The sequence below is a fragment of the Mesobacillus subterraneus genome (genome assembly GCF_023715485.1).
In the GTDB taxonomy this organism is placed as follows: domain Bacteria; phylum Bacillota; class Bacilli; order Bacillales; family Cytobacillaceae; genus Mesobacillus; species Mesobacillus subterraneus_B.
This window is the reverse complement of record NZ_JAMBOF010000004.1, coordinates 84,233-104,842: the sequence shown is the minus strand read 5'-3', so window position 1 is coordinate 104,842 and position 20,610 is coordinate 84,233. Positions and strand designations below refer to the sequence as shown.

Below are 20,610 nucleotides of genomic sequence, written 5' to 3'. Positions count from 1 at the left end.
TAAACAGCTTAATTTGAGAAAATACCTTATTAATAGGTAACTGATGGAAAAAGGGGTATACTATTTGTATGAATAAAAATCCTTGGGTCTTCTGGTGTTACGACTCACCATGAGAAGGCGTGAGACCAAACCAGAAAGGATGAGGAAAAATGATCGTGAAATTATATCAGGCTAAAGCAGGCGACGGCAATAAAAAGAAAGGCTTAAGGAGGACTCAGTCCTATTTTACGACGCCTCAGGATGCGGTTTCTGAAGCGCTTGCCTTAAAGGAAAGAATGGATGACAGATATCAAAATGAAATCGAATGGGATTATAAGACCGACTTTTCAGGAACCTCTGAAAAGATGAAAATCTTGAAGGGATATCTAAAGGGCAACCGTGAAAGCACAGCATTTTATCTTGAAATCCTTTGTGTGGAGAATGATGATAAAATTACACCTGTGTCGCCTATCAAGCCTAAAAGCGTAACAAAAGAAGATAAAAAGGTTTTAAATAAGTTCGTAAAAATGTTAAAAGTGCAGAACGCATAAACAAAATTTTTACTAGCCGGTCCTTAAATGTATTCCAGATATAATGAAATGAAGGGCTCGCACAAAAATTTGTGCGGCCTTTTGTTATTCTTTAGGAAACTATAAAATTATTTAGTAGTGGATAACTACAAGTAGTATTCTTAATCCAGCTCCAGCGCCTAGCCCCTCGAGTCGCTTCGGTCCGCCCAATGAAGTCAAAGAACGACTTCACCGGTCGGCCCTCCAGCGCTTGTCGGGGCTGAACGAGGCGCTTGCGCTTTTTGTTCTTACCATTGTCATCAGATTCAAACCGCCATTAATTTGTATTGGAATTTATAAAATCTTAAGGGGCTTATACATGAAACAAATTGATTCAATCCACCAGCAAGCAGTGGAGCATACAAAGAACAAGATTATGGAAGATATCAGTAAATTCCTGGGCGAACACGAATCCGCTCCTGATTTCCATCAATTTTTAGAAAAAAGAAGTACATATATCAGTCAAATCTGGCTGAACGTTTGGCTGACAAAATCGACTAATGATTTTTCAAAACGGGATAAGAAGGAATTTTTAAGCGAGCGGGGTTTCGGAGTTGAAGGTGTGGACCGCAAGTTGATCAATAAGCTTTTCAGGAATGAAATGAGGGAGTACGAACCATTCAACGCTTTCTCTTGGATCGAGAATACTATTGATTACTCCACTTGGGCAGACATGTATGCGAAAGCAAGGAAAAGCTTTTTGAAGAAAGCAGAGGAAGACCGGCTCCTTGAGAAAAAAGCATACGTCCGCAGTCAGATATACGAGGCAGCGCAAGACATTTTAAATGATTATCAAGAGGCTGCCTACCTGAAGATAAGACATGAGACAGCAATGAATTTGCGTGAAATAATGAAAGAAAACCCTAAATATAAGGATATCGACACGTTCATGCTGGAAGAAAGATTGACCGAAATGGGCTCTTTTGATCCAAGTGAGTACCAGACGTTGGCTGATTTTTTTGATGAATTAACAGGACAGATCCATCAAACCACGCATTGGGGCAGGTCTTACTTCGAATATGAGACTTACCAGTATCACTTTGAGAAAAGAGTCAAGGAGTACTTTGGCCAAATAGGAACTGAACAGGTGTTTAAAAATCTGCCAATACAGGTTATAAGTGCTTATAAGGAAATACATGAAGATGAGTTGTCAATCGCTGAAGCAAAAAGAATAATTAATGATGTGCTTGAGCTGTATATTGATGGGTATCTTTATAAACTTCAGGAGGAGTACATCAGTGATTTAATAGGGCTGGCCGAAACCTCATTTGATGAACATATTCATCAGGAAATTTATGAACGGGATCTTGAAGAAAGGGAACGCCGGCGTGCAGAAGAATTAGCAGAGATCGAACGTAAAAGGGAAGAAGAAGCACGCATGCTTGAAGATATTTTCGGCAGGGAATACAATCCTTCTCTTAGGCGGAATGTCACGTATATTCTCCATATCGGTGAAACAAATACCGGGAAAACCCACCATGCACTCGAAAGGATGAAGGAAGCAAAAAGCGGCTTGTATTTAGCGCCGCTGCGTCTGCTTGCGCTAGAGGTTTTTGAAAAGCTGAATTCGGAGGGGGTTCCGTGCTCTCTGAAAACAGGTGAAGAAGAGAAGCCTGTCGAGGGTGCTGCCCATATATCTTGTACGGTCGAGATGTTTCACGAAAAGGACTTTTATCATGTAGTAGTAATTGATGAATCCCAGATGATCGCCGATAAAGACCGCGGCTTTTCCTGGTTCAAAGCAATCACCAAAGCAAATGCTGAAGAAGTACACATCATAGGCAGCAAAAATATAAAGAGCATAATGATGGACCTCCTTGACGATAGTGTGGCTGAAATTTATGAATATAGCCGGGAAATCCCCCTACAGGTTGAGAGCAAGGAATTCAGCCTGAATCATACGAAAAAGGGTGATGCACTTGTTTGCTTTTCACGAAGACAAGTGCTCGAGAATGCTTCGAAATTGCAAAATAGCGGAAGCCAGGTAAGCATGATATATGGAAGCATGCCGCCGGAAACGAGAAAGAAGCAAATGGATCGGTTCATAAAGGGAGAAACGACGGTGGTTGTGGCGACCGACGCCATTGGGATGGGACTCAATTTGCCGATTAGGAGAATCGTGTTCCTGGAAAATGAAAAATTCGATGGAACCAGAAGAAGGAGACTGACCTCCCAGGAAGTGAAACAGATTGCAGGCAGGGCAGGCAGAAAAGGATTATACAATGTCGGTAAAGTCGCTTTTACATCAGAAATCAATGTGATGTCAAAGCTGCTTGAAAAAGAAGATAAGGAAGTAGAGACGTTTTCGATTGCACCGACATCCGGCATCTTTGAAAGGTTCCAAAAATATCATCGCTCACTAGCTATATTCTTTGAACTATGGGATAAATTCGAAAGTCCAAAGGGGACGAAAAAAGCTTCGCTCTCAGAAGAACGGGAGCTTTATGAATATGTCAGGGACACAGAGATTGAAGCAAGGCTGCCGATGATGGAATTGTATGGCTTCTTGCATCTGCCCTTTTCTTCGAGAGAACCTGCTCTTATAGAGCAGTGGCTCGAAACGATCAAGGCAATCGTAGCGGGAACAGAGATGCCAGAGCCGGTTCTCAAAACTTCCAGCTTGGAGGAGCTTGAGTTGTCATATAAAGCCATCGGCCTCCATCTTTTATTCTTATATAAGCTAGGCAGGAAAACAGAGGCAGTCTATTGGGAACGGATCCGTACAGGCTTAAGCGATGATGTCCATGAATATTTAAAGTCAGAAGTTAAAAATTATCAAAAGAAGTGCAGGCACTGCGGAAAAGGAATCCATGTCGATTCCCCATTCCAGATTTGTGACGCCTGCCATTCAGCAAGACTCAGGAATCGTTCTGAGGGCAGGGATCGGTGGAGATAAAAAAGTACAACAGGGTTTCCAAATTGGAAACCCTGTTTCTTTATGAGTATATAACAGCTGATTGGCCATATGATGGATATAGAGATATTACAAAAAGGTGTGATCATATGACTGTCCATGTAGTGAAATCAGGAGAGAATCTTTGGTCTATCGCACGAACCTATGGCGTTTCCATCCAGAGCATTGTTGATGTAAACGGACTTCCTTCGTCCGGTTTAATCATTCCAGGTCTGGCACTCTATATACCTGACCAGCAGCCAATCGTCCGCTTTTATAAAATCAAAGCCGGAGATACATTATGGAAGCTTTCGATACAGTTTCAGACTAGTGTCAGCAGCATTTTAGCAGCCAATCCCGGACTGGATGCTAACAGATTATACATTGGCCAGAATATAAATATACCTTCACCTGTTAAACCCAAAATGTCTACGCTTGGGTTCATAGTTCCGGGCTCATCGCAAACCTTTCTGGGCTCCTTTGAGGCCATCGCTCCCAAGGTTACCTTCCTGGCTGTAGCAGCATATTCCTTTACTGACGAAGGCTATGCCTATTTAGTAATGGATGATACAGCGATTGTCAAACGAAGCAGAGAACTGAATGTGATTCCTTTGTTAATGGTACAAAACACTACAGCTGTGGGTTTTAGCAAAGAGCTCGCCGGCAGTGTACTTGGAAACCCCGTGTACCGCAGGAACCTGGTTAACAGTCTTGTGAATCTTGCCAACCAGAGAGGGTATGGAGGTATAAGTGTAGATTTGGAATTCGTTCCGCCGCCTCAAAGGGAAAACTTCAATACCTTTCTCCGTTATCTGAAAGCGGCAATGGGCAATCTGATTTTGCATGTGAATGTCCATGCGAAGACAGAAGATATCCCAACAAATCCAATAATAGGGGCTTATGACTATAAAGCAATCGGAGAGATTGCAGACATTGTTGCCGTCATGACCATTGATTACGGATATCCAGGGGGACCGCCAGATCCAGTATCACCGATTTGGTGGATTGCACAGGTTGTAAGGTATGCCCTGACACTGATCCCGGCCTATAAAATACAAATTGGCCTCCCCCTCTACGGACATGATAAAGTCGTTTCAACCAATCAATACAAAGGGCTTTCAGTATTAGATGCGCAAAACCTTGCAATTTCGACAGGTGCAGTCGTCCAATTCGACCCAGTGTCAAGGTCGCCCTGGTTCAGGTATTGGAAAGGTACTGAAGAGCATATTGTCTGGTTTGAAGACATTCGGAGTTATATCGAAAAATACAGACTGATAGATCAGTACCAGCTATATGGAGCAACCTACTGGCAGCTAAGCATGCAAGCACCTCAAAATTGGGCGTATTTGGATAAAATAGAGGTGATTAAGACTTTGACTTAATCCTTTCACTGCTGAATGATACAGGCACCTAAGGGAACGGAAAAGTAATTCTTGCACTTGCTATCAAAATAGAGCCAGTGCTTTTTTTGTTTAATAAGGTGATTTAACAGCATTTTGGGGTATTAATAAGTAAATAGTTTTATAAAGGAGGATGACTGCACTATGAATAATTTCTTGAAGAGTGGTTTTTTACTAGGTCTTGGAGCGGCCGTAGCAGGAAAGGAAAAAGTGGATGAAACAATTATGAAGCTGGTCGAAAAGGGCAGCATGACCCAGACAGAGGCAGATACACTTTTTGATGGTTTTTTCCGAAAAGGGGAATCCAAAAGTGATGAATGGAATCAGGAATTCAGAAACATGGCGAGAAGTCAGCTGAGTGAGCTGGGATTTGCGACGAGGGAAGAATTAGATACAGTCAAGGCGCAGCTCGTTCTGCTGCAGGAAGAAATTACACACATTCGAAACAAAAACTTAAATTCGGATTTGGATGAGGCGGAAAGAGGAATGGAAAATATTCCTCCTGGCTTTTCAAAAGACGTGGAATAACAGCAGGTGATGGAATGTTGACAGACCGTTTGAGACGTTTAAATAGATATAGAGAAATTGCATCCTTATTTGTTAAGTATGGATTTGGCTATGTGTTAGAGGAAGTCGGTCTATTTCATGTCCTGTCTTTAAAGGATAGGATTGCCGCTGAAGTTAAAAACGGAAATACAAAAGAAGCCGGACACCGGATCAGGTGTATGCTGGAGGAATTGGGACCGGCTTTTGTAAAGCTTGGCCAGCTTCTTAGCATCAGGAATGATTTGCTGCCTGTAGAAATTGTGCGGGAATTAGAGCTGCTGCAGGATCAGGTACCGCCAGTGCCGGTTGAAGAAATTAAAGCAAAAATAGACCAGGAATTCGGCAGGCCAGCAGAAGAGGTATTCCATTACTTCAACGAAGAGTGCATTGCCGCAGCTTCAATCGGTCAAGTCCATGAGGCAGTACTGCCTAATGGTGAGAATGTCATGGTCAAAGTCCAGCGTCCAGGTATAAAGCAAGTTGTGCATACCGACCTTGAAATTTTAAGAGATATTGCCAGATTAATTGAACAGCGTTACGATTGGGCACAATATTACAATATTACTGATATGGTAGAAGAATTATCCGAATCCATCCGCAGGGAACTTGATTATGCGGAAGAGGCAAGAAATACAGATATTGTCCAACTTCAATTTGAAGATAATGAATCCATTAAAGTTCCGGAAGTATTCCATGAATACTCTACTTCCCAAATCCTCACATTGGAAAAAATCGATGGGATAAAGCTCAACGAGTTAAACAATTTCGTTGCAGGAAAAGATGAGAAGCGATATATTTCTGACTTATTGGTTAGTTCATTCATAACCCAAATTTTAAAAGAAGGCTTTTTTCACGGAGATCCGCATCCGGGCAATATTCTCTATATCCCGGAAAAAAAGCAGCTTGTGTTCATAGATTTTGGACAAGTTGGCAGGCTGTCTGCAAGCATGAGATACAATTCCGCCTCGATGATGATGGGCATCATGCAAGAGGATACTCATCAAATAGTCAAGGCGATTTTCCGGATGGCATATGTGCCATCTGACATAGATGAACAGCACTTTTATGACGATGTTGATGGCATCAGGAAAACGATTGACCGCTCTCCTCAGGAGGGACTTAGTTTGGGATTAACTGTGAAGGAGTTGTTTGGTGCGGCCCAGGAACATCGTATTATCCTTCCAAAGGAAATGACGATGATGGGAAAAGCGCTGATTACTATAGAAGGAATCATTTCGGAAATTGACCCGAGCCTGGATATGATCTCACTTGCAAAGCCATATGGCGAAAAGCTAATGAGAGAACGATATGATCCAATAAAAATGGGGAAAAGGCTTTGGAACAAGACGGAGGATTTGACGGATACGATCACGAATATACCGAATCAAGTAGAGAATGTTTTGGATCAAGCAACTAAAGGTGATTTAAAATTTGAAATCAGCCTGTCGGAAATAAACCGGATTCTTCATAAATTTGATCGAATCAGCAACCAGGTATCCTTCAGTCTAACGCTGCTAGCTTTCAGCATAGTCGTCCTTGGCTTGATTGTTGGGGCTACTTTTGGAAATAATACCGTTCTGACAAGCGTACCGGCAATTGAAATAGGGTTTGTTATTGCTTTTGGGATGTTCCTCTGGATTATTTATTCTATCCTTAAATCGGGCAGGTTTTAGCATTAGCAGTTTGGGAAAAGGCGATGTGATGCATTGCCTTTTTTACTTGGATAAAATGGGGTAATATTAATACAATAGGGTAATTGTAAATTTTATAGTGATCATTACTTTGTCGGAGGAGTCTCTTATGCCTTGCAGATCTACAGCTGAATTAAATGAACTTGTTCGCGAAGCAAAAAAGTATACTGGCAGCGGAAAGACGGCGGATTATATCCCTGCCCTTGCAAAAGCAAATCCAGAGGAGCTTTCTGTTGCTATATTCCATGATGATGGAACATGCGTATCCGCAGGGGATGTAAGGCAAAAGCTTACATTGCAAAGTGTCTCTAAAGTCCTGACACTGGCGCTTGCATTAATGGATTATGGGGAGGAAGCAGTTTTTGAAAAAGTTGGCTATGAACCTACCGGCGATCCGTTCAACTCTATAGTCAAACTTGAATTCAGCCCATCCAAACCTTTGAATCCAATGATTAATGCGGGTGCATTGGCTGTTACCAATATGATCAAAGGATCAACTGCTGATGTGCGTTTTAATAGGATTCTCTCATTCATTCAGGAACTTGCCGGAAATTCATCCATTGGCTTTTCAGAAGAAGTGGCTGAATCAGAATACAGGACATCTGATTTAAACCGGGCGCTATGCTACTTTATGAAGCAGCATGGTGTCATAGATGACGATGTTGAAGAATTACTTATGGTATATACAAAACAGTGTGCAATTGAAATGGATTGTCGAGATTTGGCGCGGATCGGCTGTGTTTTTGCAATGGATGGAATGGAGCCAGTTACGAACCGCCGGCTGATCCCCGCGCAGGTAGCAAGGCTATGTAAAACCTTTATGGTGACCTGCGGAATGTACAATGCTTCGGGAGAATTCGCTGTAAGAGTTGGAATCCCGGCAAAAAGCGGAGTATCGGGCGGGATCATGGGATCAGTGCCAAACCGGTTTGGAATTGGTATTCTAGGCCCGGCATTGGATGAAAAAGGGAACAGTATAGGTGGTATTAAACTGTTAGAGATGATGTCAGATAAATATCATATGAGCATGTTTTAAAGGTGGCATCAAAATGTAAAAATTCAGACAAATATTACCCAAGCCCGTATTGTTTTTTATGCTACGATAAGGTGGTGATATCAATAAAATATGAAAGGAGAAAAGTATGATTGTTGAGCAAAAGGTCATTTCGATGCAGGAAAAGTTAAAAGATGTGGCTTTTGAAGAAATTAGTGAACTGTTTTATTTTGCAAATGAATATTATGGTGAGTACTTACTCGATTTAGTCGACGATTTTACCGAAAAAGAAAAGATTCCTGAAAACGTATCCTCGACGATGGTTCCTCACTTGATTTCCTGGGCGGTATTTTGCCATCAAATCCGCAATAGTAAAAAAACGATTTTTCAGCATTATCTGGAATCTCCTCAGTATAAAAGCAGAAGAAGACCTAAGGTCCATAAAATCATCAATGAATGGAAGTATACAATGCCGGGCTTCTATTATATTGAAGAAATCATCGGGGAAAGGGTGCTTCTAGTAACAGATGTTTTCCAGTTGAAGGAGAAGGTTGTAGGGGTTTATAATGAGGTTTACCATCAGCCGAGAGAAAGGGATATGGTCTTAGGATACCTGCTCCCCGCAGGAGATGGCACATATTCCCCTATTATTGATTTCTTTCATATCCCTGTTTCCCACAAAAGAGAAGCGGCTGTGAGAATCATTGAGTATTATCACAAAAAAGCCGTTACCACTGAACATGAATTCTTCGTAAAGCACTATCCTAAATTGCTCTCCATTATTTCAAGTGTTCTTCAATAATAAATTTAAATTTATAGTATAGATAAAAGTGAAGGACGCGTACTCATGTACGGTCCTTGCTTCTGTTTATTCAACTATCCCCCGAAGGCTTCGAGGATATCCTCGATTTCCTTCATATTGAGAAGTCTTGCGGCATCTGTTTGATCCTTTGGTGTTCTTGGCTGTGCAGCTGGCTTGATCTGGTATACCCCATTTTCCAGAATCGACTTGATTTCCGCAAGCTGCTGAAGGATTTCGGCAGATCCGCCAATCATTGCTGGTTTGGCGCTCAGGTAATGATGAAGTGCCGATAAAACAAGATGGCTAAGTGTGCTGTTTTCGGCATGGTATTCAATCTGCTCCACAATTTTAGCTGAAACAGCGTGAGACTCACCGGTCTTGACATCAATATATCTTTCAGGGACAGTTATCGCGATTTTATTGACATAATCCGTATAAATGTTTGACATACCGATCATCCTTCAACGGAAATTAGTTCCTCGGTATTCTCATGTTGTTTTTTAAGTTGATTCATCTTGGCTAAAATCATGAGTCCGAAGACATTTAGTTTTTCCAGGTTTTCAGGAAAAGTCAGTTCGATCGGACGGCCTTTGTCAGACCATCTCACTGCGGCTTCCTGGATTTGTTTCTGGGCTAGCTTTGCAGCACCGCCTACAGCGATATACCGTGATGCTCCTTTGATTTCACTCGAACTGCTTCTGGCCCGGTCGAAATGTTCAAGGTACTTAATCGCCATGATTCTTAATTGAGGAATGACATATTTGCTGATATCTTTCCTCACACCCGCAAAAGGTTCGACATACCATTCAGACTGGCCGGCAAACAGCTTTTCTTCAAGTTCGGATCTTGAATCAAAAGTGTAAAGTTCATTCTTGCTGACTTTTTTGATGATGGTATCAAGGAATAAATTGATACCGAAGTGGTCACCTTCTACAGAAGCCACCGGTTTATTGTTCTTGATACCTACAAAATCAACTGAGTCGCCGCCGAGGTCGCCAATGATGATTCCTTTCTTGGAATCTTTAACAAGGCTGTCGTCCTTGATGGCAAGTGTGTCAATATCGCGGATCAAGCCTAAATATGCGCAAGCTCCTTCTGCCCCGACGATTACATCCTTTATCTCAAGCTTGACAGTCAATTCTTTTGGCTCTGGTATCCCCGCAACTTTATGAAGGACGACTGTGTGTTTTCCGATCAATCTTTGTTTCAGTATTCCTTTATTTTCTTTATATTGTGTTGTTGGAAGGGATACTGCTAATTGATCTATTGTAAAATCTATTTCAATGTCATCTGGATTGATGATTGAAGCGTGGTAAGCAGCTGCTGCAAATAGAAGGATATAGGTGCGGTCCTCATCTGCTTTTTGATTGTTGCTGGCTGTCAGGCTGACATTTCGTTGCTTGGCAGCTAATTTTCCTGCATAGAATATTTCTCTTTTGTTGGTGATCGCCGGGCTTTTTATCTCTACGATCAAATTTTCTTCGAGGTCTATATCTTCCTCGTCATACGGTTTATCATAAAATTCATCATCATATAATGCGATGGCATTTGGCATCTGGTATTCACTAAGCTCTCCATGATCAGAGGCCAAAACTTTATACCAGCTGTTGCCTATATCAACTGCAAAGAAATTATAATTATTCATTTTATCCTCCTCCTTTTGAATTCTATGCAAAAGGCATGTTCAACTGTGCAAGTACCTATATGTATTAGAAGAAAAATTAAAAAGCGATGTAAATCTTGCAAAATAGCAAAAATCCGCATTTGCTCTGATTCATTCATCTATGCCAAAAACTCTAGTAGGAATAGGATAAATTGTACAAGAAATTTAAAAGGAGGAAAAATGAATGACTAATGATCGTAAAGGATCTCATGGATGTGTCAACACAAATCAATCTGCTTCCATGGAGCAATGTGATAATGTTACCGTTAACCCACCATTAGTAAACGCAGGACCAACAATAGTGCAATTGCCTATTACACTAGCGGAAATTCGTGTAACTAGCAATTTAGTTGCCAATATTCACTTCCCTGATCCTGTTCTGGAAATCAAGGATATTAAAAAGCGGGTGAAAATTGTACAGTGCAGACTGTTATTAGGTGGAAACACTATTGATCCTGCAACTGGATTATTAACAAGACCTGTTCCACTATACCTAAAAGGATTTATCCGCAAAAATATCCAGTATGCAACACCTTGTGCAACTTCAAAGAGTGATTGCGTATCATCAGATTTACGCTCTTTGACAGTGGATGTACCTTTTGAGTGCGTAACTAATATCGCACCTGATCAATTCTTTACAAATCCAGTAATCCCAACTTTTAATTCGCGAAATGAATTTGATTTCTTTAGAGCACAGGATTTAGGACATGGTTTCCCTGAAAAGGATCAACTGCTTTCAAGCGATCTATCGCAATTCCATCAAGTGAGTGAGCAGTCCTATAATCAGCTTCCATATTGTGAGTTGATTTCAAGCAGGATGGTACAATGGGATGAGTCTATTGACCGTTACCCATTGCCTGGCAATGCTCCATTTGAAGAAGGAACATTCCAGACAATTGTAGAGAAGACGATGCTGGATTTCACAATAAAAGTATTGCAAAAGCAGCAAGTAAATATTACAGCTCTATAAGTCTTAGTAGGTTCTTTAACTATAAGTGATCACAAAAAAGTATGCCGATTTCAAAGCTGAAAACGGCATGCTTTTTTGTTTGCTTATGATTTTATATTCACTTTAACTTAATTTTGCTAATGACAATAGAAGCAAAAATAACGAAAATTTTTTTTATTGATGTATTGCAGCAAGTACATTCATAGGAATATAAAGGGATGTCAATGGGTACTTGCCCCAAATTTCGTCTGTGCCCACGGGCTAATGCCTAGACCCAAAAATTCAAAGTGCATAGGATAGACCATCTTCACTCTAAGGAGTTCTAAGGAGGAGCCATGTATGTTTGAATTAGATAAAAATAAGAAGCCCGATTTCGAATGTAAGCCTTCAAATGACAAATTTGAATGCAAGCCTCACCATCATCACCCACACGTAAGCCTTGGAAAGATTGTTACGAAAGTTCCTGTGGTCCTTGCAGAGTTAACGCTGCATGTGAATCTGGATACATTGATCAATTTTCCAGAACCAGTACTTGAAATTAAGGATATCAAGAAAAGAATAAAATTAACCCAATGCAGACTGCTTTTGCCGACTAATAAATTATTCATCAAAGGATTTGTAAGGAAAAATATCCAGTATGCAAGCCCTAGCCAGGAAATTCAATCTTCATCTGCATCTTCTGTAGCTTCAGACCTGCATTCTTACACAGTGGATATTCCATTCCAGGTGATAACTGAAATTAAACACTTCTTGTCGCACCCAGTTATGCCTCAAGTAAACAACCGCAAAGAATTTGATTTCTTTGTATCAAAACCTTTGCCTACTGGATTCCCGGAAAAAGACGAATTGCTGACAAGCGATTTATCTCAATTCCACCAGGAAAGCTCTCAGCACTATAACGAACTGCCTTTCTGTGAACTAGTATCCAGCCAGATCATTGAATGGGATGAAGCGATCGACCGTCAGCCCCTTCCAACATCTTCACCTATAGATGAGGGATATTTCCAGACGATCGAGGAAAAAATGGTGATTGATTTCACAGTCCGCGTTCTTCAAAATCAGCAGATCCGCGTTTCTTCAGCAACTAATGATCCTGATTACTACGACGAGTCAGAATAAATATTTAAAAACGGCGGGGTATTATACTAAACTTTCTATAGTATATGCCCCTTTATGTATTTATCCAATTCGTGAAGGGAGGTTAGGGAAAGGATGCACTAAATGCAGCACCTTCCATTGAACATGCAAAATGGAAATAGAACGTTTCATGAAATGAACCTTTTTCAAGGGAATTGGAGGAATCCAGGACTCGATCGCATGCCGCCTGTAAGTGAATCAGAAATGGAAAAGATTTTTGAGGAAATCGACCATGACCTTGGTGCCGAAAATTTCCGAAGTGAGAATAGCATTCGGTCCACATCAAAAGGCAAAAGCTCAGGAATACCTTTGATTCTCGCACCCCCGCCTCTAAATAGCATCGAAGAAAAATCTGTTGCCACCAAAAAACGTTTTGTTGTGGAAGACCAATACAGTGATGAGTCCAGTGATTTACTTGAATCAAGTGAACTTAATGATGATAATGCATTTAATCAGGAGCTCCATAAAAGCTCTGAGGAATTATTAGGGGAAAAAATGGTGCAAGAAGATCTTGATACTCTTGATCAAGAAGAATCCTCAGAATCAGCCTGGTACAACAATAAAGGACCTGAAGATGAACCAATATCAGATGATCGTGACGAGGAATCATCGGGAGATTATGAATCTCCAATATCAGAACACGATTTAGCGCCGGCAGCATATAGAGCTATACAACATCATATGGCCTTTACAAAAGTGCGGCTTCCATTACATCTGGCCAATGTCGACCTTGAAGTGGATATTTTCGATACATTCAATCTTGCAAGGCCCGTATCATCTGTATCTAACGTAGACTGTTCCCTTCATTCGATAGATGCTGAGGTATTGCTTCCATCAGCAAACTTATTTACGAAAGGAACCCTGCTTTTAACTATTGATTATGTAAGCACGAATGATACTGGAACGATGCATTCAATCAAGATTCATATACCATGGAAAAAGATCATTCCGGTCAAATGGATGCACAAGCCTGAACTTTCCTGGAAAGACAGCAAGGAATATATGTTCACATCCCCTAATGGAATGGATGCGGGCTTCACAAGGGAATTCAGTGAGAGTTTGGTAGAAAAAGTGGATTTCAGCCTTTCAAGCCTTCATTGTGTATGGAATGAACAATTTATTAATAATGAAAGAGTATTAATCCAGGGAACGGCAAAAATGCAAATTGATCTGTTCCAAAAACAATGTGTTGATTTAGAAAGATTACTTTCATAAAAGTAGTGAAACAGGGTGCCTCTATCGAGACACCCTTACTGTGGTGTTAGCCTTCATAGTTCTTGTGTAATTCAGACATCCTGTCTTTCATGCTTTTTGGCTTGTAACCCATGTCATACCCTGAGTCAGAAGAAGACGACGACGACGAAGAAGAAGAAGACTCTTCGCCATATGTGCATCCTAAGTCAACCTGCTGCTTTTGCAGCAATTTGAAGAATAGACCAACTTCTGCTTTTTCAGTAATTTTGCTGAACCTGCCCCAATTATCAAAATCCTTATAAAGATCTAGATCGTTGACGAAAGAAGCAAGTAGCTTGCACTCGATTGGCTCATTGTAGTATTCATACGTAAATGCTCCGGAAGTGCATCGGTCTGCTCCGTGGCCTTTTTTATCAATGAATCTTCTTTCGTAGACTGCGTTCTTTTGGCTGAGGTGCTCATAGTCAGGATAGTTGTGGACATGTACAGACTGACTGCAAGTAAATGGTACATCTACGCTGTAGTCTCTCAGTATACCACTGCACTGCTCTACATACTGGATATTCTTGTGAACAATACCTGAAATATAGAGTTTAACTTTTTTGTAATCCATCTTAGAACGGATCGCTTTGCATTGCGTCAGGGAAACGTTCCTGCGCATATGTTTGATTTCCTTTGCAGCAGTTGGCAAGTAGATATCAGATTCTACTTCTACTTGAAGTTCTACCTCGGACAGTACAACTGGAATATCGGCGACTGGATATTTTAGAGAATTGCCGTTCGGATAGAAGGAATCACTATCGCAATCTACCCGAATCGTTTTTGCTTCATCACATTGAAGCGATGGCGGGCAGCCATGGTGCGAATTGCAACCTGTATTTCTCTTCATTATTTTCACTCCTTTTTTTAATAATCAAAAGCAGTAAGAAACAAGATATTTCTGTTTCTTTCTTTTGACTTACTATTTTATATGCCAGTTCAAAGACAAAGGCATAGACGAATGATAGAGGGCAATCACATATTTTTTTTAAAAGGATAATAATTTAGGAGAATTCGGGACAAGTGCGGATTAATAGATACATAAAGGAACCCCACATACAATTTTGTGTTGAGTGGGGTTCAGGATTTTTATTTCAGCTAGGTTATACCGGATCACCAAGTACGGTTTATATTCGTAGTCCTTCTTATCTAGAATGCTTTTTGCTGCCTGAGCATAAAAGTTTGGTGGGATCCATTTTCTTAGCCTTGACTGGAGGGAAGCATGTAATCCCGACAAAATCTTTCAAATCTACTTCAAAGCATGCTCCTGTCCGGATGAAGCCTTCTATTCCATGATGCTTTCCTTCACATCGTTCCGGGCATAATAGTTCCAGAATCGCACAGCAATCAGAGCCTTTTACAAAATCTGCTACACGGAAAAAAGTGGACTTGATATCATAAAAGCAGCCATTTATTTTCACAACGCCTGTACCGACAAATGTTTCACAATCACCTTTGCTGCAGCCGCACAATAGTTTAAAAGGAATTGTATCGAAGTCAGACTGTTTGCATTGGTTTAACAGTTCTTTAATAGAACGATCACAGCTGACATCACAGCCATGTTTTTTCCTGGTTACTTTATGTTGAGCATCATTGATATCCCTTACTTTTTTGCAGACACAGCTGTGGGAGTGTTTGTAATCATCATAGTCCCTGTCTTTTTTACATCCACAGTCATGAAAATCCTTATCCCAATCCCTGTGCTTATCACGATCATGGTGCTTATCGCAATCGTGGTTCTTATCGCGATCATGGTGCTTATCGCAATCGTGGTGCTTACCACGATCCTTGTGCTTATCTCTATCGTCATCCATATCCCAATCCCTGTGCCTGTGCTTTGGTTTATCCTTCTTGCATCCACAGTCATGGTCATGGTGGTGATCATAATCGTGATCTTGATGGTACTTCATATAAGCATCTCCTTTCTTATAGAGTGGTGATGATATTAACAGGTTATGGGGAAAAGCATTGGTTTGTATGGGGATGTGACTATATGGGTTAAAATCTTTCTCGAATAATGGGAAAACCGATGAAGATTATTTGCTATTTCTAAATTTTACATTCAATATATATAGCAGTTAAATGAAAATGGAGGTTCGGCAATCATGTTAAAAAAACAGGTAGAAGATTATATTTCCAAGGCATCTGCCTCTGGTGCTGTTGAATTACATCCTGAAGAAAAAGCATATGCAGAACGCTTAGGACTTCTGCAAGGAGTCCAGGTTCCGATAAAGGAATCATCTGGGGAACATCGCTTTGAAAAGGCTTATATAGAGAGAGGAAACAAAGAAACAGAGGAATTTCTCGGAGAAGAATCGTCTGAGTTCTTAAAACAGCCTATTTCTTATTTTAAAGAGCGTAAAAATGAATTTATGTATATGGAATCGGAATGGTTTGAAATGGTGAGAGTTGATGCTGTCAGCTTTGAGAACGATGATGTATTTGGTGCTTATGACGTGATGCTGGGTCTTAAGCTTCAGAAGAAATTTGAACCTGTAATCAAGTCATACTTGAAAGAGAATCTCCAGGATGATGGATATGATTTAATGTTCGATGGCAACGAAGGAATTTGGAGCCTTAATTTTGCGCTGAACGGATTAGGAGGGTACAAAGAGGATTTGACAGTCGGTGAGGCATATGGTCTGATCTACAGTTTTTTATTCGAATTGGCCGAGTGGGTTGAAAGCAAGCAATAACAAAGCGCCTTTTAGGCGTTTTTTTTTTATATGGGCACAAGGTGCTCTTAAAGTCACTTTAGTGTGTCATCATACTACTATATTAGAATACTAAAATTTCCCAAAACAATTGACAGTAGGTATATTTGGGGCATAAAATTAATGTTAGTTATTAGTTAATAGTTAAAATTCAGAAAACGGGGTTTATCATGAGCAATAAAATAGCGATTGGGAAAACAGCGATCCTGCTAGCTTCATTAACAGAAGAAGAAATGGGTTTATTCAGCCTATCTTTGGAAGATGTAAGCTATTGTCTCGGCAAGGTTGGGTCGATGAATATGCAAAAAGTGATTTCCGCAGTGGAAACGGCAGCCAAACGCCATGGGCTCATACATCCCAATTTGTATCGGGAAACACATGCACTTTACCATGCAATCATGGAAGGTATGGAAGGAGTAACGAGGGGGCATCTTGCTATTGGCGAGATGAGCCGGACTGTCGGCCTTCGATTTGCCGTTGTGCGCGGGACTCCTTTTACTGATAAAAGTGAAGGGGAATGGATTGCCGTAGCGTTTTATGGAACGATTGGTGCTCCAGTAAAGGGTTCTGAACACGAAACGGTTGGTTTAGGAATCAATCACATATAGTTTTACATTGCCTATAGTCCACTAGTCAGCAGGAGGCGATGATGGTTTAAGTATGCCATTGTCGTCTCCTTTTTATTTTATCTTTTAATCAGGAGGTTTAAGTCAATGGTTGTTTTAACAGGAGAAACATTAACATTGGAACAAATCAAGCGGGTTTGCTACCAGGGAGAAATCCTCGCGATCAGCCCGGATAGCATGCGCAAGGTGGAAGAAAGCAGGGCTGCGGTTGACAAAATCGTCGCTGAAAAAAGAACCATATATGGAATCAATACAGGCTTTGGTAAATTCAGTGATGTCGTTATTGATGAACAGGATGTAAATGCCCTGCAGTTGAACTTAATCCGTTCGCATGCCTGCGGTGTTGGCGAGCCGTTTCCTGAAGTTGTTTCAAGGGCGATGGTGTTGTTAAGACTTAATGCTCTAATCAAAGGTTTTTCAGGAATCAGACCCGTAATCGTCGAACGGCTGACAGAATTGATCAACCTCCAAATCCATCCGGTCGTTCCGCAGCAGGGGTCATTAGGTGCTTCAGGAGATCTAGCCCCATTATCCCATCTGGCACTCGTGCTTCTTGGAGAAGGCAAGGTTTTTTACCAGGGCAAGGTTTGTCATACAGAGGAAGCATATAAGCAGGAAGGTCTCGAGCCAATTGTATTGCAGGCGAAAGAGGGTCTTGCGCTGATCAACGGAACCCAGGCTATGACCGCGATGGGAGTAGTAAACTGGATTGAAGCCAATGATTTAGCTTGCCAGTCTGAGTGGATTGCCGCTCTCACTATGGAGGGCCTTGAAGGTGTGATTGATGCCTTCCATCCAGCGATTCATGAAGCTCGCGGCTATAAGCAGCAGATGGATGTTGCGGAACGAATGAGAGGTTTACTGTCAGGAAGCAAGCTGACGACTCGCCAGGGTGAAAAAAGGGTTCAGGATGCGTATTCATTAAGGTGCATTCCCCAGGTTCACGGTGCATCATGGCAGGCGCTTGATTATGTAAAAGAAAAACTTGAAATCGAAATGAACGCTGCGACTGACAATCCATTAATTTTTGATGGTGGAGAAACAGTTATTTCTGGCGGCAACTTCCATGGTCAGCCTATCGCAATCGCGATGGACTTTATGAAAATAGCAGTTGCTGAATTTGCTAGCATTTCTGAACGAAGGATTGAACGCCTGGTTAATCCACAATTAAATGATCTTCCCCCATTTTTAAGTCCGCAGCCAGGACTTCAATCCGGTGCGATGATCATGCAATACAGCGCAGCATCACTAGTTTCTGAAAACAAGACGCTTGCACATCCTGCAAGTGTAGATTCAATCCCATCCTCTGCAAACCAGGAGGACCATGTTAGCATGGGAACGATCGCGGCACGCCATGCCCATAGTATTATCCAGAATGTAAGGCGTGTACTGGCGATTGAATGCATTTGTGCATTGCAGGCGGTTCAGTATCGCGGTATTGACAAAATGTCACCGCAAACAAGGGCATTTTACGAGGATGCCAGAAAAATAGTTCCTTCCATCACAGAGGATCGGATTTTCTCGGAAGACATTGAGAGACTTGGGGGTTGGCTAAAAAAAAATAATAGGCAGTGGACAGCTATAACAAGGGATGAAGCCAAACTGGCTTATTAAAATTAAAATCTACAATCCTATTAAAATAAGGCTCTTTTCGTCAGATATGTTGCATGGAAAACAATCTAAGCGAAACGGCCATCAATGAAAACGGAGGAGTGGAAAATATGGCAATCGATGCAAAAAGAAACATCAGAGCAAAAAAGGGTCTAGAACTTGAATGCAAAGGCTGGGAGCAGGAAGCAGCATTAAGGATGCTTTATAACAATTTGGATCCTGAGGTCGCTGAGAAACCGGAAGATCTAGTCGTTTACGGCGGGATTGGAAAAGCAGCGCGAAACTGGGAAGCATTTGATGCAATTGTTGATACTCTTCGCAGATTGGAAAACGACGAAACCTTGCTGATTCAGTCAGGCAAGCCAGTCGCTGTATTTAAAACACATAAGGCAGCTCCACGCGTCTTATTATCAAATTCAGTTTTAGTACCTAAATGGGCGAATTGGGAGCATTTCCATGAGCTTGATAAAAAGGGTTTAATGATGTACGGCCAGATGACAGCTGGAAGCTGGATTTATATTGGCTCACAGGGAATCCTGCAGGGGACATATGAAACATTTGCTGAGGTTGCCAGGCAGCATTTCGGAGGCTCATTGAAAAACACGATCACATTAACAGCAGGCCTTGGTGGAATGGGAGGCGCACAGCCGCTCGCAGTCACCATGAATGGCGGTGTCTGTATCGCAGTAGAAATCGATCCTGAGCGAATTCAGAAAAGGATTGATACCCGCTATTGCGACCGGATGACTCATTCGATCGAAGAGGCGATTGAATGGGCGAAGGAAGCGAAGCATAAGGGCGAAGCACTGTCCATCGGGCTTGTCGGCAATGCAGCAGAAGTCCATCTTGAATTGCTGCAAAGGAACTTCAAGGTAGATATCGTCACGGATCAGACTTCTGCTCATGATCCATTGAATGGATACATTCCAGTTGGCCTGACATTGGAGGATGCTGCAAGGCTTCGTGAGGAAAATCCAAAGGAATATGTGAAGCAATCCTGTTTCTCCATGGCGAAGCATGTTGCAGCCATGCTCGAGTTCCAGCGTAAAGGTGCTGTCACATTTGATTACGGCAACAACATCCGCCAGGTTGCAAAGGATCATGGCGAGGAGCATGCTTTCGATTTCCCAGGTTTTGTACCTGCCTATATCCGTCCCCTTTTCTGTGAGGGTAAAGGACCTTTCCGCTGGGCAGCGCTATCTGGAGACCCAGCTGACATCCACCGCACAGATGCGCTCATCAAAGAACTCTTCCCGGAAAATGAACCGCTCCAGCGCTGGATTGACATGGCACAGGAAAAGGTTGAATTCCAGGGACTGCCTTCCCGTATTTGCTGGCTAGGTTATGGTGAGAGAGTGAAAATGGGGCTTGCAATCAACGATTTGGTTCGCAAGGGTGAACTAAAGGCACCGATTGTCATTGGCCGTGACCATTTAGATAGCGGTTCAGTTGCCTCGCCTAATCGCGAGACAGAAGCGATGAAGGATGGCAGCGATGCGGTTGGCGACTGGGCGATCCTGAATGCAATGGTGAACGTCGCAGCAGGCGGTTCATGGATCTCCGTCCACCATGGCGGCGGTGTAGGAATGGGGTATTCTCTACATGCTGGAATGGTCGTAGTCGCAGACGGCACAGACCTCGCAGAAGAACGTCTTAGAAGAGTTCTGACAACTGATCCGGGCATGGGAGTAGTCCGCCATGCTGACGCTGGATATGAAAAAGCAATCGAAACGGCGAAGGAAAAAGGCGTAGACATTCCAATGCTTCCATAAAAATGATTTTCATCAAGGAACTAAAAATGAA

18 protein-coding genes are annotated in these 20,610 nt (G+C 41.8%); 14 read left to right on the top strand and 4 right to left on the bottom strand.

The features are described from left to right. Window positions 1–149 precede the first annotated feature (149 nt). The 7 genes from M3204_RS07140 (at window position 150) to M3204_RS07110 (ending at window position 8,874) form a co-directional block, all read left to right on the top strand. Window positions 150–530, top strand: coding sequence for a hypothetical protein (locus M3204_RS07140; RefSeq protein WP_251480243.1), 381 nt, complete (start codon window positions 150–152; stop codon window positions 528–530). A 337-nt stretch (window positions 531–867) separates the two neighbouring features. Next, on the top strand, window positions 868–3,444 hold the full coding sequence (locus M3204_RS07135; protein ID WP_251480240.1) for a DEAD/DEAH box helicase: 2,577 nt from the start codon (window positions 868–870) through the stop codon (window positions 3,442–3,444). Window positions 3,445–3,551: 107 nt separating this feature from the next. Further along, the gene (locus M3204_RS07130; RefSeq protein ID WP_251480238.1) at window positions 3,552–4,823 is read left to right on the top strand and encodes a LysM peptidoglycan-binding domain-containing protein; all 1,272 of its coding nucleotides are present in this window, start codon (window positions 3,552–3,554) and stop codon (window positions 4,821–4,823) included. Window positions 4,824–4,985: 162 nt separating this feature from the next. Next, window positions 4,986–5,369 carry a phasin family protein gene (locus M3204_RS07125; RefSeq protein WP_251480235.1) on the top strand — a complete coding sequence of 128 codons (384 nt, stop codon included), beginning with the start codon at window positions 4,986–4,988 and terminating at the stop codon, window positions 5,367–5,369. Between the two features lie 14 nt (window positions 5,370–5,383). Then, complete coding sequence (locus M3204_RS07120) at window positions 5,384–7,060, top strand: ABC1 kinase family protein (protein ID WP_251480231.1); 1,677 nt, start codon at window positions 5,384–5,386, stop codon at window positions 7,058–7,060. A gap of 127 nt (window positions 7,061–7,187) precedes the next feature. Beyond that, the gene (gene glsA, locus M3204_RS07115) at window positions 7,188–8,114 is read left to right on the top strand and encodes a glutaminase A (RefSeq protein ID WP_251480229.1); all 927 of its coding nucleotides are present in this window, start codon (window positions 7,188–7,190) and stop codon (window positions 8,112–8,114) included. A 106-nt stretch (window positions 8,115–8,220) separates the two neighbouring features. Continuing rightward, entirely contained in the window at window positions 8,221–8,874 is a 654-nt protein-coding gene (locus M3204_RS07110) for a hypothetical protein (RefSeq protein WP_251480226.1), read from the top strand. 74 nt (window positions 8,875–8,948) lie between these two features. On the opposite strand, the gene M3204_RS07105 is transcribed toward M3204_RS07110, so the two are convergent. Next, on the bottom strand, window positions 8,949–9,323 hold the full coding sequence (locus tag M3204_RS07105) for a hypothetical protein (RefSeq protein ID WP_251480223.1): 375 nt from the start codon (window positions 9,321–9,323) through the stop codon (window positions 8,949–8,951). Window positions 9,324–9,328: 5 nt separating this feature from the next. After that, window positions 9,329–10,519, bottom strand: a complete 1,191-nt coding sequence (locus tag M3204_RS07100) for a ParM/StbA family protein (RefSeq protein WP_251480207.1) — start codon at window positions 10,517–10,519, stop codon at window positions 9,329–9,331. 202 nt (window positions 10,520–10,721) lie between these two features. Here M3204_RS07100 and M3204_RS07095 point away from each other — a divergent pair, with 202 nt between their 5' ends. The 3 genes from M3204_RS07095 to M3204_RS07085 all read left to right on the top strand — a co-directional run bounded on the left by M3204_RS07095 (window position 10,722) and on the right by M3204_RS07085 (window position 13,838). After that, complete coding sequence (locus M3204_RS07095) at window positions 10,722–11,507, top strand: CsxC family protein (protein ID WP_251480190.1); 786 nt, start codon at window positions 10,722–10,724, stop codon at window positions 11,505–11,507. Between the two features lie 318 nt (window positions 11,508–11,825). Beyond that, entirely contained in the window at window positions 11,826–12,605 is a 780-nt protein-coding gene (locus M3204_RS07090) for a CsxC family protein (RefSeq protein WP_251480188.1), read from the top strand. 102 nt (window positions 12,606–12,707) lie between these two features. Beyond that, the gene (locus M3204_RS07085; RefSeq protein WP_251480186.1) at window positions 12,708–13,838 is read left to right on the top strand and encodes a hypothetical protein; all 1,131 of its coding nucleotides are present in this window, start codon (window positions 12,708–12,710) and stop codon (window positions 13,836–13,838) included. Window positions 13,839–13,884: 46 nt separating this feature from the next. Here M3204_RS07085 and M3204_RS07080 read toward each other — a convergent pair whose 3' ends face one another. Beyond that, window positions 13,885–14,706, bottom strand: a complete 822-nt coding sequence (locus M3204_RS07080) for a CsxC family protein (RefSeq protein ID WP_251480182.1) — start codon at window positions 14,704–14,706, stop codon at window positions 13,885–13,887. Window positions 14,707–15,001: 295 nt separating this feature from the next. After that, window positions 15,002–15,766 carry a CotY/CotZ family spore coat protein gene (locus M3204_RS07075; protein ID WP_251480179.1) on the bottom strand — a complete coding sequence of 255 codons (765 nt, stop codon included), beginning with the start codon at window positions 15,764–15,766 and terminating at the stop codon, window positions 15,002–15,004. A gap of 195 nt (window positions 15,767–15,961) precedes the next feature. Between M3204_RS07075 and M3204_RS07070 the strand changes: the two genes are divergently transcribed. From M3204_RS07070 to hutU, 4 genes are all read left to right on the top strand, one after another. Further along, entirely contained in the window at window positions 15,962–16,552 is a 591-nt protein-coding gene (locus M3204_RS07070; RefSeq protein WP_251480176.1) for a branched-chain amino acid aminotransferase, read from the top strand. Between the two features lie 188 nt (window positions 16,553–16,740). Beyond that, a complete protein-coding gene (gene hutP, locus M3204_RS07065; protein ID WP_251480173.1) occupies window positions 16,741–17,178 on the top strand; it encodes a hut operon transcriptional regulator HutP in 438 nt (145 codons plus the stop codon). Between the two features lie 105 nt (window positions 17,179–17,283). Next, the gene (hutH, locus tag M3204_RS07060; RefSeq protein WP_251480170.1) at window positions 17,284–18,810 is read left to right on the top strand and encodes a histidine ammonia-lyase; all 1,527 of its coding nucleotides are present in this window, start codon (window positions 17,284–17,286) and stop codon (window positions 18,808–18,810) included. Between the two features lie 107 nt (window positions 18,811–18,917). Continuing rightward, window positions 18,918–20,579 carry a urocanate hydratase gene (gene hutU, locus M3204_RS07055; protein WP_251480167.1) on the top strand — a complete coding sequence of 554 codons (1,662 nt, stop codon included), beginning with the start codon at window positions 18,918–18,920 and terminating at the stop codon, window positions 20,577–20,579. Window positions 20,580–20,610: the final 31 nt, after the last annotated feature.